The organism is Rhodococcus sp. P4_B6 (genome assembly GCF_056402215.1).
Genome location: NZ_JBFUHV010000215.1, coordinates 1 through 12,807, shown reverse-complemented (window position 1 = coordinate 12,807; position 12,807 = coordinate 1). Strand labels below are relative to the sequence as shown.

The 12,807-nt window shown below is 68.6% G+C and carries 13 protein-coding genes and 1 riboswitch; of the genes, 7 read left to right on the top strand and 6 right to left on the bottom strand.

Translation table 11 applies throughout. From position 1 onward, the window contains the following. From AC1DWT_RS45025 to ctaE, 4 genes are all read right to left on the bottom strand, one after another. Positions 1-807: cytochrome b (locus AC1DWT_RS45025; protein ID WP_477925751.1), on the bottom strand; the 807-nt coding region annotated here is incomplete at its 3' end. 29 nt (positions 808-836) lie between these two features. Then, the gene (gene qcrA, locus AC1DWT_RS45020) at positions 837-1,979 is read right to left on the bottom strand and encodes a cytochrome bc1 complex Rieske iron-sulfur subunit (RefSeq protein ID WP_072945446.1); all 1,143 of its coding nucleotides are present in this window, start codon (positions 1,977-1,979) and stop codon (positions 837-839) included. Beyond that, positions 1,976-2,827, bottom strand: a complete 852-nt coding sequence (gene qcrC / locus AC1DWT_RS45015) for a cytochrome bc1 complex diheme cytochrome c subunit (RefSeq protein ID WP_083395828.1) — start codon at positions 2,825-2,827, stop codon at positions 1,976-1,978. Before qcrC ends, qcrA begins: the two co-directional genes overlap by 4 nt. A 64-nt stretch (positions 2,828-2,891) precedes the next feature. Next, positions 2,892-3,503 carry an aa3-type cytochrome oxidase subunit III gene (ctaE, locus tag AC1DWT_RS45010; protein ID WP_072945442.1) on the bottom strand — a complete coding sequence of 204 codons (612 nt, stop codon included), beginning with the start codon at positions 3,501-3,503 and terminating at the stop codon, positions 2,892-2,894. Positions 3,504-3,629: 126 nt separating this feature from the next. Here ctaE and AC1DWT_RS45005 point away from each other — a divergent pair, with 126 nt between their 5' ends. Then, positions 3,630-4,100, top strand: a complete 471-nt coding sequence (locus AC1DWT_RS45005) for a ribonuclease E inhibitor RraB (RefSeq protein WP_072945440.1) — start codon at positions 3,630-3,632, stop codon at positions 4,098-4,100. A gap of 44 nt (positions 4,101-4,144) precedes the next feature. Then, positions 4,145-5,233, top strand: a complete 1,089-nt coding sequence (gene trpD, locus AC1DWT_RS45000; RefSeq protein WP_072945438.1) for an anthranilate phosphoribosyltransferase — start codon at positions 4,145-4,147, stop codon at positions 5,231-5,233. Between the two features lie 9 nt (positions 5,234-5,242). Here the strand turns inward: trpD and AC1DWT_RS44995 are convergent, their stop codons facing one another. Both AC1DWT_RS44995 and AC1DWT_RS44990 read right to left on the bottom strand, forming a co-directional pair. Further along, positions 5,243-5,518 (bottom strand): Lrp/AsnC family transcriptional regulator, encoded by a 276-nt coding sequence (locus AC1DWT_RS44995; RefSeq protein WP_005247708.1) that lies wholly within the window; start codon positions 5,516-5,518, stop codon positions 5,243-5,245. Further along, a complete protein-coding gene (locus AC1DWT_RS44990) occupies positions 5,515-7,281 on the bottom strand; it encodes a DEDD exonuclease domain-containing protein (RefSeq protein WP_206012675.1) in 1,767 nt (588 codons plus the stop codon). Before AC1DWT_RS44990 ends, AC1DWT_RS44995 begins: the two co-directional genes overlap by 4 nt. A gap of 457 nt (positions 7,282-7,738) precedes the next feature. Then, positions 7,739-7,903, top strand: a riboswitch (cyclic di-AMP (ydaO/yuaA leader). Positions 7,904-7,917: 14 nt separating this feature from the next. On the opposite strand from AC1DWT_RS44990, the gene AC1DWT_RS44985 reads away from it, so the two are divergent. The 5 genes from AC1DWT_RS44985 to AC1DWT_RS44965 form a co-directional block, all read left to right on the top strand. After that, entirely contained in the window at positions 7,918-8,463 is a 546-nt protein-coding gene (locus AC1DWT_RS44985; protein ID WP_206012674.1) for an NlpC/P60 family protein, read from the top strand. 381 nt (positions 8,464-8,844) lie between these two features. Then, positions 8,845-9,897, top strand: coding sequence for a C40 family peptidase (locus tag AC1DWT_RS44980; protein ID WP_095865235.1), 1,053 nt, complete (start codon positions 8,845-8,847; stop codon positions 9,895-9,897). A 49-nt stretch (positions 9,898-9,946) separates the two neighbouring features. Continuing rightward, positions 9,947-11,314 (top strand): peptidase MA family metallohydrolase, encoded by a 1,368-nt coding sequence (locus AC1DWT_RS44975; RefSeq protein ID WP_206012673.1) that lies wholly within the window; start codon positions 9,947-9,949, stop codon positions 11,312-11,314. 43 nt (positions 11,315-11,357) lie between these two features. Then, a complete protein-coding gene (locus AC1DWT_RS44970; RefSeq protein ID WP_206012672.1) occupies positions 11,358-12,485 on the top strand; it encodes a glycosyltransferase family 4 protein in 1,128 nt (375 codons plus the stop codon). Between the two features lie 101 nt (positions 12,486-12,586). Then, a partial coding sequence (locus AC1DWT_RS44965; protein WP_477925750.1) for a transposase occupies positions 12,587-12,807 on the top strand: 221 nt, incomplete at its 3' end.

The window sequence follows — 12,807 nt, the reverse complement described above, 5'->3', positions numbered from 1 at the left end:
ACCCATGACGGCGAGAACACCGAACGTGATCGCGAAGAACGCACCCGACTTGACGGCGAACACCGGGAGGATGCGCACACCGACGACGTTGGTTTCCGTGCGGCCGGGGCCGGGGAACTGCGTGTGCTTCTGATACCAGACGAGCGCGAGGTGACCGGCGATCAGGGCGAGGATGATGCCCGGGAACAGCAGGACGTGCGCGACGTACAGGCGGGGGATGATCAGGTCGCCGGGGAAGTCGCCGCCGAAGATCAGCCAGTGCATCCAGGTGCCTGCGATCGGGATGCTCAGCGTGATGCCGGAGAACGCGGCGCGCAGGCCCGTGCCGGACAGCAGGTCGTCGGGGATCGTGTATCCGAAGAATCCCTCGAACATCGCCAGGATCAGCAGCAGGCAGCCGATGACCCAGTTGGCCTCACGCGGACGACGGAAGGCGCCGGTGAAGAAGATGCGCAGCAGGTGCACGACGATCGACGCCGCGAACATCAGCGCAGCCCAGTGGTGGATCTGACGGACGAACAGGCCGCCGCGGACCTCGAACGAAATGTTCAGCGTGGTCTCGTACGCGCGGGACATGGTGACGCCGCGCAGGGGCTCGTACGCACCGTTGTAGACGACGTGCGCCATCGACGGATCGAAGAACAGGGTCAGGTAGACACCGGAGATCAGCAGAATGATGAAGCTGTACAGCGCGATCTCGCCGAGCAGGAACGACCAGTGGGTGGGGAAGACCTTGTTGATCTGCCGCCGCATTCCCGCTGCGAGGTGGTAGCGCGAGTCCATCGCTTCCGCCTGGCCTGTGGCCATCGCGCTCAGTTTGGACGGTTTGTTGTCGGTCACGGTCGACGCTCCCAAAATGCCGGGCCGAGAGCTTCGATGTAGTCACCCGTTGTGACTAGGAAACCCTCTTCGTTCACTGTAATAGGCAACTGCGGAAGTGCACGAGCGGCCGGACCGAAAATCGGCTTTCCGTAGGTCAGCGCATCGAACTGCGACTGGTGGCACGGGCAGAGGATTCGGTTGGTCTGCTGCTCGTACAGGGAGGTGGGGCAGCCGAGGTGGGTGCAGATCTTCGAGAAGGCGAAGTAGTCGCCGTAGTTGAAGCTCTCCTGGCCCTTGCGCTTGGTGACGTTTGCCGCGTCCTCCGTGCGGAGGCGGATGAGCATGGTCGCGTTGCGGATGCCGCGCAGCGCCTCGAGCAGCGCGTCGTGGTCGCCGCGATCGGACTCGCGGAAGGGGAACACCGTTTCCATGGCGCCGGCGTCCAGGTCTTCGGGGCGAACCAGGACGACGTCCTCGGGACGACCGGTGTCGCGGCGCAGGTAGATGGTCTCGCCCTCGTAGCGGGGGGTCCATCCCGACACCCACAGCGGGGAGTCGTCGCGCTTGGCCCACGGGTTCTTGATCAGACCACCGAGGGGCATGACGGACATGATGCCGAGGGCGCCGCCGCCGAAGATCAGGGTCCGCTTGAGCAGCTTGCGGCGTCCCAGCGTCGACGTGTCGAACGAGTCGCCGAGTTCCGCGACGATCGTCTTGCGATCGACCTCGGACGATCCACCGTCGTGGCGGTCCTGGATGGACACCTCTTCGGGGATGAACTTCTTGGTGAACTGCACCGCGCCGACACCGAGGCCGAGGATGGCCAGACCCATGGTGAAGCCGATCAGCGGCGTGTACAGGCTGTAAGCCGAGTAGTGCTCCTCGCCGGAGCCCGCGTACTCCCAGGGCCAGAAGAGGTAGATTGCGATGAATGCGATCGCGGAGACGCCGGAGAGAGCGAACCAGAACGCGACCGACCGCTCGGCGCGCTTCTCGGCCTTCGTTCCCGGAACCGCCCAGCGGTTGCGGCGGAACGCGACATCGACGTGGTCGAGGTTGGTGCCGAGCTCGACCAGTTCGTCGCGGCTCAGGTTCTCGAGTTCTGCATCCGTGTACTTCTTTGGCGTGGCGCCGCCCGGCTGGCCAGCGTCGCTCATGACCTTGCTCCGATCCACAGTGCTGCACCGACGACAGCGATGATTCCGACCACCCACATGGCCAAGCCCTCGGAGGCGGGACCGATGCCGCCGAGTCCGTAGCCACCGGGCTGCTTCGTCTCGCCCGACGACTTGATGTAGGCGATGATGTCTTTCTTCTCCTCGAGGGTCAGCTGACGGTCCGAGAACTTGGGCATGTTCTGCGGGCCGGTGACCATCGCGGTGTAGATCTGCTGCTCGTTGGCCGGGTCGAGGACCGGCGCGTACTTGCCGGACGACAGCGCGCCGCCGCGCCCGGTGAAGTTGTGGCAGGACGCGCAGTTGAGGCGGAACAGCTCGCTGCCGCGTCCGATATCGCCGCCGCGCAGCGAAGACTGGGCGACTTCGCCGTTCTCGTCACGAATGACCGTGGGGCCGCCGCCGTTGGCCTGGACGTACGCGCCGATGGCGTCCGTCTGCTCGGCGTCGAACTTGACGGGCTTGCGCTCGACCTGGGCCTCGTTGCGCGAAGCGGGCATACGCCCCGACGACACCTGGAAGTACACGGCGGCCTCGCCGACACCGATCAGGCTGGGGCCGCGGTCCTGCACACCCTGCAGGTTCGCGCCGTGGCACGTGATGCACGAGGTGTCGTACAGCTGCTTGCCCTCGCGGATCAGTGCTGCCTGATCATCGGTGGCGGTGGCCACCTGCGGGGTTGGCGTCAACGCGGACGCGAGGAAACCGGCGCTGACCAGTCCCATCATCAGGACCAGGGCGCCCGTGGCGCGCCTGCGGAGCTTCCGCTGGCGGCGTGCCTTGGCGGCAGACGCCGTGGTGTCGGATGCGGGAGGGGGGGATGAACTCATCTGTATCCCTTTGGTATGTCGGGACGGACTGGACGTCAGGGGGCTGCCTGGGGCGTTCAGCTGATCAACGGATGAAATAGATCGTGGCAAACAGGGCGATCCACACGATGTCGACGAAGTGCCAGTAGTACGAGACGACGATGGCGGCGGTGGCCTGGGCGGGCGTGAACTTGCTGACCTTGGTGCGGGCGATCAGGAACACGAACGCGATGAGGCCGCCGATCACGTGCATACCGTGGAAGCCGGTGGTCATGTAGAACACCGAGCCGTACACGCTGCTGGAGATGGAAGTGCCCTCTTCGATGAGGTGGATGTACTCGTATCCCTGTCCGAGGACGAAGAAGGTGCCCATCGCCAACGTCAGGAGGTACCACCGGCGGAGGCCGAAGACGTCGCCGCGCTCGGCTGCGAACACACCCATCTGGCAGGTGAACGACGAGGCGATCAGCACAAGCGTCACCGGCACGGCGAGGAACAGATTCAGCTCGGTCGGCTCCGGCGGCCAGTTCCCATTCGCCTGTGCTCGCGCCACGAAGTACATGGCGAAGAGCCCTGCGAAGAACATGAGCTCACTTGACAACCACACGATGGTGCCAACGCTGACCATGTTAGGTCGGTTCAGCGAGTGCACGCGTTGGGTGATTGCTGATCCTGAAGTCCCTACTGCGCTCGTCACAGACAGAAGTATGACGCTTCGTCGTAAGAGACGACTACCCGGGTCCACCCTCGGCGCGCCGAGGCGCCCCGCTTGTCCGATTCTCCCTGCTGACAGCCTGGTCGCGGACCGTGAAAGGGTGGAGTCATGCGCTCTGGAGACAACAGTACGGGGTGGCTGCGGCGACTGTTCGGAAGTCGGAAGCAGGCCCCTCTCGATCAGGATCGGCCCGACCTCGTGGTCGTCGCCTCGAGCTTCGACGACGTGGAAGCGTGCTCGACCGCGCTGGGCCGTGCCGCCGCCGAGGATCCGCGGTGGGACGCCGACGCGGAAGCGGTACTGCGGCACCACTTGCGGTTGCCTGCGGCGTCGGTGGCTGACGCCGTGTCGATCGCCGCCCAGGACGGCTACCGGCCGCTGGATCCGGACAGGCAGGCGTCCCCGGCCGAGGACGGCGCGACGGTCGAACTCGTGCTGCAGCGGGTCCAGGTCCTCGATGCGCTGCACTGTTCCCAGGAACGGTCGAGGATGGCCGGGCTGGCCCAGCGGCTCGGGGGCTCGGTCGACGGATGGGACGCGACGCAACCGGCGCGCGAGTCCGATCTGCCCGGTGACTAGGCTGCCAGGGATCGGATCCGCCACTAGTACAAGGGGACACGACGATGCAGAGCCCGACTGCTCAGGGGACCAACGACGGTGTGCTGCCTGCACGCACCTGGCCGTCGGTCCTCGGTGCGCTCACCGACGGACGTGACCTCGCGGTGGACGACGCGAAATGGGCGATGGACGAGATCATGTCCGACAACGCCACGTCCGCGCAGATCGCGGCATTCGGCGTCGCCCTGAAGATGAAGGGCGAGACGCCGGAGGAGTTGCGCGGCCTGGCCGACTCGATGCTCGGGCACGCACGTAAGGTTCCCGTCGACGACGACGTCGTCGACATCGTCGGAACCGGTGGTGACCGATCCAACACCGTGAACATCTCCACGATGGCGTCACTGGTGGTCGCGGCGTCCGGCATCCGCGTCGTCAAGCACGGAAACCGGGCGGCGTCCTCCAAGAGTGGCGGGGCGGACGTTCTCGAGGCGCTCGGCGTCAAGATCAATCTCGGTCCCGACGAGGTGGCCCGCTGCGTGCGGGAGGTCGGCATCGGCTTCTGCTTCGCGCCGGTGTTCCACCCCGCGCTGCGGTTCGCGGGCGCGCCCCGCAAGGAGATCGGCATCCCGACCGTCTTCAACGTGCTCGGACCGCTCACCAACCCGGCCCGTCCACGGGCCGGCCTCATCGGCTGCGCCTTCCCGGGCCTGATCTCGGTGGTGGCCGGTGTGCTCGCGCAGCGCGGCAATTCGGCGCTGGTGGTGCGCGGCGACGACGGTCTGGACGAATTGACGACGTCGACGACGTCGGCCGTGCACATCGTCGCCGACGGGTCGGTGACCACCCGTCAGTTCGACCCCCGCGACATCGGCATCGCACGGGTGTCGCTCGACGAACTGCGCGGCGGCGACGCCGACGTGAACGCCGCGGTGGCGCGGCGACTCCTCGCGGGTGAGACCGGACCCGTCCGCGACGCAGTTCTGCTCAACGCCGCGGCGGCGATCGCGGCGTTCCGGGGTCTCGGCGGCCGCACCCTCGAGGAGGGACTGTCGGACGGGCTCTCGACGGCGGCGCAGTCCATCGACAGTGGAGCGGCCGCGACGCTGCTCGGGCGGTGGGCCGATCTCACGTCGGGCCTGGCCACCAGCAAATAGCCGGCGGACCTATTCGCCGATCGAGAAGCCCGCTTCCACGTCTGCGCTGGAGTAGGACTGGAACGCGATGTGCGTCGCCGTCCGCGAGACGCCGTCCACCTTGTTGATTCCCTCGGTGACGACCTCCGCGATCTTCGCGTGGTCCCGGACCCGCACGATCGCGATGAGGTCGACGTCGCCCGCGCAGGAGTAGACCTTGTCGACGCCCTCGATGTCGGCGACGGCCTGAGCGGTCTCCGGGATGCGGTGGGCTTCGGCGTGGATCAGGACGATGGCGTTGATCATGATCGCCAGCCTAAGCGGTGGCCGGCGGAACCCGGTGCGGGTGGTCGGGTCTCGGCGTCCCGTGTCGACGCGCTGCCGGCGCGGGCGAGCGCGCACCAGTCGGACCAGGATCCGGCGCCCCGTGCGGGCTCACACCACCCCGAGGACGCGCTGACGATGCGGGTGTCGTCCTGGTCGAGCCAGCGCGCGAGCAGTCCGGCCTCCTCGGGGGACGCGCCGCGAAGCGGAGTCGTGTCGGGAACAACGGTTTCTGCGGTGAGGACGAGCGCGTCGACCACCGGCATCGGGTGGATTCCCCGCCGGGCGCAGCCCGCGGACGCGAGGCGCCCGGAACGGATCACCGCGAACTCCCAGCCGCCGGTCGCGGCGGGGCGAGCGGCCACGAGCTGATCGAGGGCGGTGAGCGACGCCAGGCGCTGCATTCGGCGCAGCGCGAGGACGACCTCCGCGGTGCGATCCCGCAGCCGTGCGGCGTTCTCGAACAACTTGCCCGCGGCCAGTTCCTCCACCCGTGCGCGCATCCGGTGCAGCGGCGTGTCGTCGGCGCCGCGCAGGAAGAGCCGGAAGAGCTCCGGACCGGGACGGTAGGCGTCCTCCGTGTCGCGGTCGTGGACGGACGCGGGGCAGCGCCCGAGCTCGCGGGGCGGGCACTGCGCACCGTGCGCCCGTCCCTTCGGGATCCGGCTCGTGCAGGTGCGGAGAATGCAGTACTCGGCGAGGACGTCGGCGACGTCGGCGGCGGTCGAGCGGGACCGGAACGGACCTAGCGAATCGGCGGCCGGGGTCCGCACGACCGACAGCCGGGGGAAGGCCTCCGCGGTGAGCGTGATCCACCAGCCGCGCTTCGGGTACTTGGACCGCCGGTTGTACGGCGGGGTGTGGGCGGCGAGCAGCCGGAGCTCGCGCACACCCGCCTCGAGAGCATGCGCGCATTCGACGTGGTCGATCCGGGTGGTCAACGCGACCATCTCCTTCATCCGGCCGCGCGTCTCCGAGCCGGTGAAGTAATTGCGCACCCGGCGGCGCAGATCCGTCGCCGTGCCGACGTAGAGGACCTCGTCGGACGGCCCCCGGAACAGGTAGACGCCGGGCGAACGGGGGAGATGACTGGCGAGCGTGCGTTTGGCCCGCTGGTGCGAAGAGACGTCGGGAAGGTAGTCGACGAGCTCGGTGAGACTGTGCACTCCCTGGTTGCCGACCCGGGCGATGAGGGCGTGCAGGACGTCGACGGTGGCGCGGGCGTCGTCGAGGGCCCGGTGGGTCGGGGTGGTTCCGACGTCGAACAGCCGGGCGAGCGACGACAGCTTCACGGACGGCGCCTCGTCGCGGGTGAGGACCCGCCGGGCCAGTTTGACCGTGCAGAGCACGGTGAACTTGGGCCAGGGGGTGTCGGTGGCCGACGCAGCGGCCTTGAGGAAGCCGGTGTCGAAGGGGGCGTTGTGGGCGACGAGCACCGCTCCGCGTGCGAACTCGAGGAACGCGGGCAGCACGCGCTCGATGCGCGGTGCGTCGATCACCATCGCGGTCGTGATGCCCGTGATCTCGACGATGTGCGGCGGGATGGACCGTCCCGGGTCGACGAGGGTGGCCATCTCGGCGATCACCTCGCCGCCGCGGATCTTCACGGCGCCGATCTCGGTGATGGCGTCCTCGCCCGGCCGCGCTCCGGTGGTCTCGAGGTCGACCACCACGAACGTGGTGTCCCGCAGCGGGGTGTCGAGCTCGTCGAATCTCAACTGTTCGGGTACGCCGGGGACACTCACGGCTCAGAGCGTATGGACGGGCACCGACAGACCCGCCCGGGAGGCTCGGAGAGACGAGGATCACACTGCCCGTGTGCGGGCCGCGGCGGCGGGTGGAGCGACGGTCGGGCGCGCGACCCAGAACGGGGGTTCCGGGGGTGCGGGGGCCGAGGGCGGCGGGTCCGGTGCAGTTGTCGGGCAGCGTCCGCRCCACCCCCGTTGAACAGCGGGAACGCGGAGCCTGACACGCCCGGAGGGTCGCGGGGCTACGCGAAATGTCCACTCCCGCTGTCGAAAAGCGAACGGAAACATACCGCTTGTTATCGAGTCGTTACCGAATGTGGGTACCGCGCGCCCGCATGCCTCGAAACGGCGCAAACGGACACTTTCCGCGTGTTCCGGTCGACACCGGGGTATTCCATTTCGTAACCTTCCTGAGACCTAGCGGAGTCTCGCAGCCTCAACACCGGGGCAGCATCGCTAGTCACCGCCTAATCGGCCACTCGCGAGAGCGGTCGTACCGGGAACCCAAGTTTCTACTGGGGTGAATCCCGCCGGGACGTCCTCACGCACCGGTGGGTAGGGCTGATCTTCCCAGCCCGAACCCGTCAGCTAACTCGGTCGGCGGATGAATGGAAGAAACGGAGTACCCCTTTCGTGGCGTCACAAGTTTCCAAGCGGAATGTGCGACGGGCAGTCGTCGCCGGCGCGCTCGCAGTCGGAGCGCTCACCGCTACCGCGGCCCCCGCGGCCGCAGACCCCATCACCATTCCCGGTGTCGGAACCTTCGAGATCCCGGGTGTCGTCATCCCGCAGATCCCCGGTGTCCCGAACCTGCCCGCGCCCCCCGCGCCGGGCAGCACCGCAGGTGACAAGGCCGTTCAGGCCGCTCAGGCGAAGCTCGGCTCGCCGTACGTCTACGGCGCCGCAGGTCCCAACTCGTTCGACTGCTCCGGCCTGGTGCAGTGGGCGTTCAAGCAGGCCGGACTGAACCTGCCGCGCACCAGCTACGCGCAGGCGGCCGCCGGTACCCCGGTGTCGCAGTCCGATCTCCGCCCCGGCGACGTGATCTCCTTCTACGGCGGCTCGCACTCGGGCATCTACGCCGGCAACGGCAACGTGATCCACGCCTCCACCGAGGGGCAGCCCGTCAAGTTGGCGCCCATCGCGTCCATGCCTTTCGACGGGGCACGCCGCTACTGATCCACGCGCGAGGCGAGGCATCCACCGAGTCGAGGGCGGGGATGCACGGGGTAGCTTCGTAGGATCTCGCACGACCACCGAGGGTGGGTTCGAATCACGATTCGAACCCACCCTCGATGTCGTTGCGCCCCAGGCAGACAGCGTGTCGTTCACCCGCCCGGTGGTCCCCGCCACCCCCGTCGTGACATGGGTGGACACACACGTATGTCATTCCGTAACCTAACCGAGACCTTGCGAAGTCTTGCCGCGCCAACCGGGCGGCAACGCGGGGTCACCACCTCTTCGGCATTCCGCGGTCGCATCGGCCGGGGAAATTCCTGAGCCGCGCATCGGACAACCGACCCGGCGGGTGGAGATCGACGATCGGAGAACCGCATTTCCGTGGCCTCACACAAGATGAAGCGCTCCCTGGGCAGCGTGCTGACAGCCGGAGCGCTGTCGGTGGCACTCGTGTCGCTGCCCTCGATCCCGGCGGGTGCGGACCCGGTCACCACCAACCCGACCGAGACGCTGACGAAGCTCGGTGACCTGTCCCGGCAGTCCGAGCAGACGTCGGAGGCCCTCCACAACGCGCAGATCGATCTCGAGGCCAAGCAGTCGGCCCAACGCGATGCGGACGCCCGGCTCGCGGCCGACCAAGGTGTGCTCGACGAGGCCAACGCCCGCGTCGCCGTCTTCCAGCCCGTGGTGAACAAACTCGCCACTGCCAACTACCAGGGCGCCCGGACCAATCGCCTGTTCGCCGTGATGGTGAGCGACTCACCGCAGCAACTCCTCGACCAGATGTCCGCTCTGGACGCCATCTCCAACGACACCCGCAATCAGGTCGCGCAATTCCAATCGGCCACGTCGGACGCCACCAAGGCGGCCGAGGCGTCGAAGCAGTCCGCGGATTCCGCGCGGGCGGCCACCGAGCAGGCCAAGGTGGTCAGCGACGACCTGCAGCGCAAGCAGAGCGACCTGCAGGCGCAGATCGCCGACGTGATCAAGGCGTTCGGAGATCTCACCGGCGCCGAACGCGACCAGCTGGCGGGGACGCCCTTCCCGCCCGGCTTCGACCCCGACACGATCCTCGCGCACCTCACCCCCGGCTCGGGCACGAGCGCACTGCAGGCAGGCATGACCCGCATCGGCGACCCGTACGTGTGGGGCGCCACCGGGCCCGACCAGTTCGACTGCTCCGGGCTCGTCGTCTGGGCGTACAAGCAGATCGGCAAGACGCTCCCGCGGTCCAGTCAGGCTCAGGCCAGCGGTGGCACCCCGGTGTCCCGCGACGAACTCCAGCCCGGCGACGTCGTCCTCTTCTACAACGACGCGTCCCACGTCGGCCTGTACGCAGGAAACGGCAACATTCTCCACGCCTCGACGTTCGGTGTGCCGGTGAAGATCGAGTCGATGGCGAAGTTCCCCTTCTACGGGGCGCGCCGCTACTGACGGCGACCGTCCGGCGACGGCGCGCAGGCGTGCTCATACACTCACCGGCGTGCCCGCATCAGACCCGTCTTCCGCAACGGATCCGACCTCACGCCGTCAGGCGCGCCCGTGGGAGCTCGCCGCGCTGGCCGGACTGGTCCTCGCCGTCGTCGTCGTACTCGCGCTGACCGGGTTCTCTCACGACGAGCGGGGCGCCGACGGGGCGGTCGGCACCGCGCAGGCCGACACGGAGTCGCGGGCAGCGGCCGTCCAGTTGCTCCTCGACACGTGGGCGTCGGCCGTGCGGACGAACGACACGGCCCGGCTGTCGGGTCTGATGGATCGGGCGGCGTCGCCGGGCTTCCTGGCCGCCGAGACGCGCCGCGCGAGCAACGTTGCCGGGGTGGAATTCTCGGACTGGGGTTACGAGATCACCGAGAGTCCCGAGGCGGCGGTGCCGTCGAGTCTCGTCGACGCGCTCGGGGCCGACGAGGTGTGGGCGCCGGCCGTGCAACTCCGCTACGCGATCGCGGGGGCGGACGAGAGCCCCACCCGCAAACCGATCGCGCTCGTCGTGGCCCGGCGTGGTGACAGCTGGGCACTCGTGAGCGACAGTGCCACCGTGAACGGCGAGCGGCGGACGTGGCGCGGCCCGTGGGACTTCGGAACGGTCGTATCGCGCCGCGTCGACACCGGCGACGGCCGGACGTCGGTGGTGCTCGGACATCCCGAGAACGCCGCGATGGTGGACCGGCTGGCGGAGGAACTCCCCGCCGCCGTCGTCAACGCCACCCAGCTGTGGGGTTCGGACTGGGCGGGCCGCGCACTCGTGTGGGTCGCCGGATCGCAGGACGAGTTCACCGCCCTCGTCGGTTCCGATCACGACGGCCGTGGCATCGCCGCGGTCGCCATCTCGGACGCCGTCGACCCCGACGCCGACGCGGTCACCGGGCAGCGGATCGTGTTCAGCCCCTCGTCGGCGGAACGGCTCACCGAGGTCACCAGGCGGGCGATCCTGCGACACGAACTCACCCACGTGGCGGCGCGCGCCGAGACGGTGGACCGCTCACCGATGTGGGTGCTGGAGGGCTACGCCGAGTACGCCGCCTACCGGGGCACCGGTGAGGCCGCACGGCAGATCGCGCCGGCCCTGACCGCGCAGGTGGGCGCCGAGGGCCCGCCGACCGGATTCCCCGAGAACACCGACTTCTCCGAATCCGGCGAACGCGGCTCGGTCGCCTACGAGACCGCGTGGTCGATCAACGCCTTCGTCGCGGAGCAATACGGCGAAACGAAGCTGACGGAGCTGTACCGGACACTGGCCGTGGGGGAGGCCGATCCGGACACGGTCGACGCACGACTGTCCGACGTCCTCGGCGTCGACGCCGAGCAGTTCCGGGACCGCTGGACCGACTGGGTGGGCGCTCACCTGGGGTGACCCTGCGTCGGTGTCCGCGCGGTCGACCGCCTACGGTGATCACATGCGCCGAACCCTGTTGGTGACGAACGATTTTCCGCCGCGACCCGGTGGAATTCAGTCGTACCTGCACACCTTCGCCAAGCACCTGCCCGCCGACGACCTTGTCGTCTACGCCCCGCGCTGGCGCGGTGACTCGCACATCAAGTTCGATGCGCGGCAACCGTTTCAGGTCGTCCGTCACCCCACCACCCTGATGGTGCCGACACCGTTCGTCGCGCGCCGCGCCACCAGGTTGCTCGCCGAACACGACTGCACCGGCGTCTGGTTCGGCGCAGCGGCCCCGCTCGCACTGCTGAGTTCGACGCTGCGCCGCGCCGGAGCGGAACGGGTGGTCGCGAGTACCCACGGACACGAGGTCGGCTGGTCGATGCTCCCCGCCGCCCGCCAGGCCCTCGGCCGGATCGGCGACGGCACCGACGTCGTCACGTACGTCAGCCGCTACACCCGTGGCCGATTCGCGTCCGCATTCGGCGCCGGTGCGGCACTCGAGCACCTGCCGCCCGGAGTCGACACCGACCTGTTCACCCCGGACAGCGGGGCGCGGTCCGAACTGCGGGCCCGATACGGGCTGGGCGACCGGCCGACGATCCTGTGCCTGTCCCGGCTCGTGCCGCGCAAGGGCCAGGACATCCTCATCAGGGCGCTCCCGACCGTCCGCGAACACATCGACGGCGCCGTCCTCGTGATCGTCGGCGGCGGACCCTACGAGGACCGCCTGCGCTCCCTCGCCCGCTCGGCGGGCGTCGAGGACCACGTCGTGTTCACGGGAACGGTGCCGTCCGCGGAGTTGGCGGCGCACCACACGATCGCCGACGTGTTCGCGATGCCCTGCCGCACGCGGGGTGCGGGACTCGACGTCGAGGGCCTCGGCATCGTGTTCCTGGAGGCGTCGGCCTCCGGTGTCCCGGTCATCGCCGGACAGTCCGGCGGCGCCCCGGAAACGGTGCGGCAGAACGAAACCGGGATGGTCGTGGACGGCACGTCGGTGGCCGAGGTGGCGCGATCGGTGATCGCGGTGCTGTCGGATCGCGACCGGGCGGCGGCGATGGGCGCCGCCGGCCGGGGCTGGGTCAAGGCGCAGTGGCGATGGGACGTGCTCGCCGCGAAGCTGCAGTCCCTTATGGCGTGACTGCCCCGTGAGTACTTGTTAACCGCGGGGGGGCTGTTGCAAAATTCCGGGTCGGGGTGTCCGCGTGTCACCMTGGTCTGACCTGGGGTTTCCTGGATAATGTGTTGGTGGCCAAGGGATATCGACCGGTGAATCGTGATCAGCAGTTCCTGTTGCCGCCGGACATGCGGGAGTGGGTGCCGCCCACGCATCCGGTGTGGACGGTGATCGAGATCGTCGACTCCCATCTCGACACCTCGGCGTTCCACGCTTCTCGTCGCACCGGGGGCGCCGGCCGGGCCGGGTACGACCCGGACATGCTGGTGACCCTGCTGATCTGGGC

Excerpts from the sequence above, each read along its gene's own strand:
- qcrA (WP_072945446.1), bottom strand. The coding sequence starts at position 1,979 with ATGAGCGACGCTGGCCAGCCGGGCGGCGCCACGCCAAAGAAGTACACG.
- qcrC (WP_083395828.1), bottom strand. The coding sequence starts at position 2,827 with ATGAGTTCATCCCCCCCTCCCGCATCCGACACCACGGCGTCTGCCGCC.
- AC1DWT_RS45005 (WP_072945440.1), top strand. The coding sequence starts at position 3,630 with ATGCGCTCTGGAGACAACAGTACGGGGTGGCTGCGGCGACTGTTCGGA.
- trpD (WP_072945438.1), top strand. The coding sequence starts at position 4,145 with ATGCAGAGCCCGACTGCTCAGGGGACCAACGACGGTGTGCTGCCTGCA.
- AC1DWT_RS44995 (WP_005247708.1), bottom strand. The coding sequence starts at position 5,518 with ATGATCAACGCCATCGTCCTGATCCACGCCGAAGCCCACCGCATCCCG.
- AC1DWT_RS44970 (WP_206012672.1), top strand. The coding sequence starts at position 11,358 with ATGCGCCGAACCCTGTTGGTGACGAACGATTTTCCGCCGCGACCCGGT.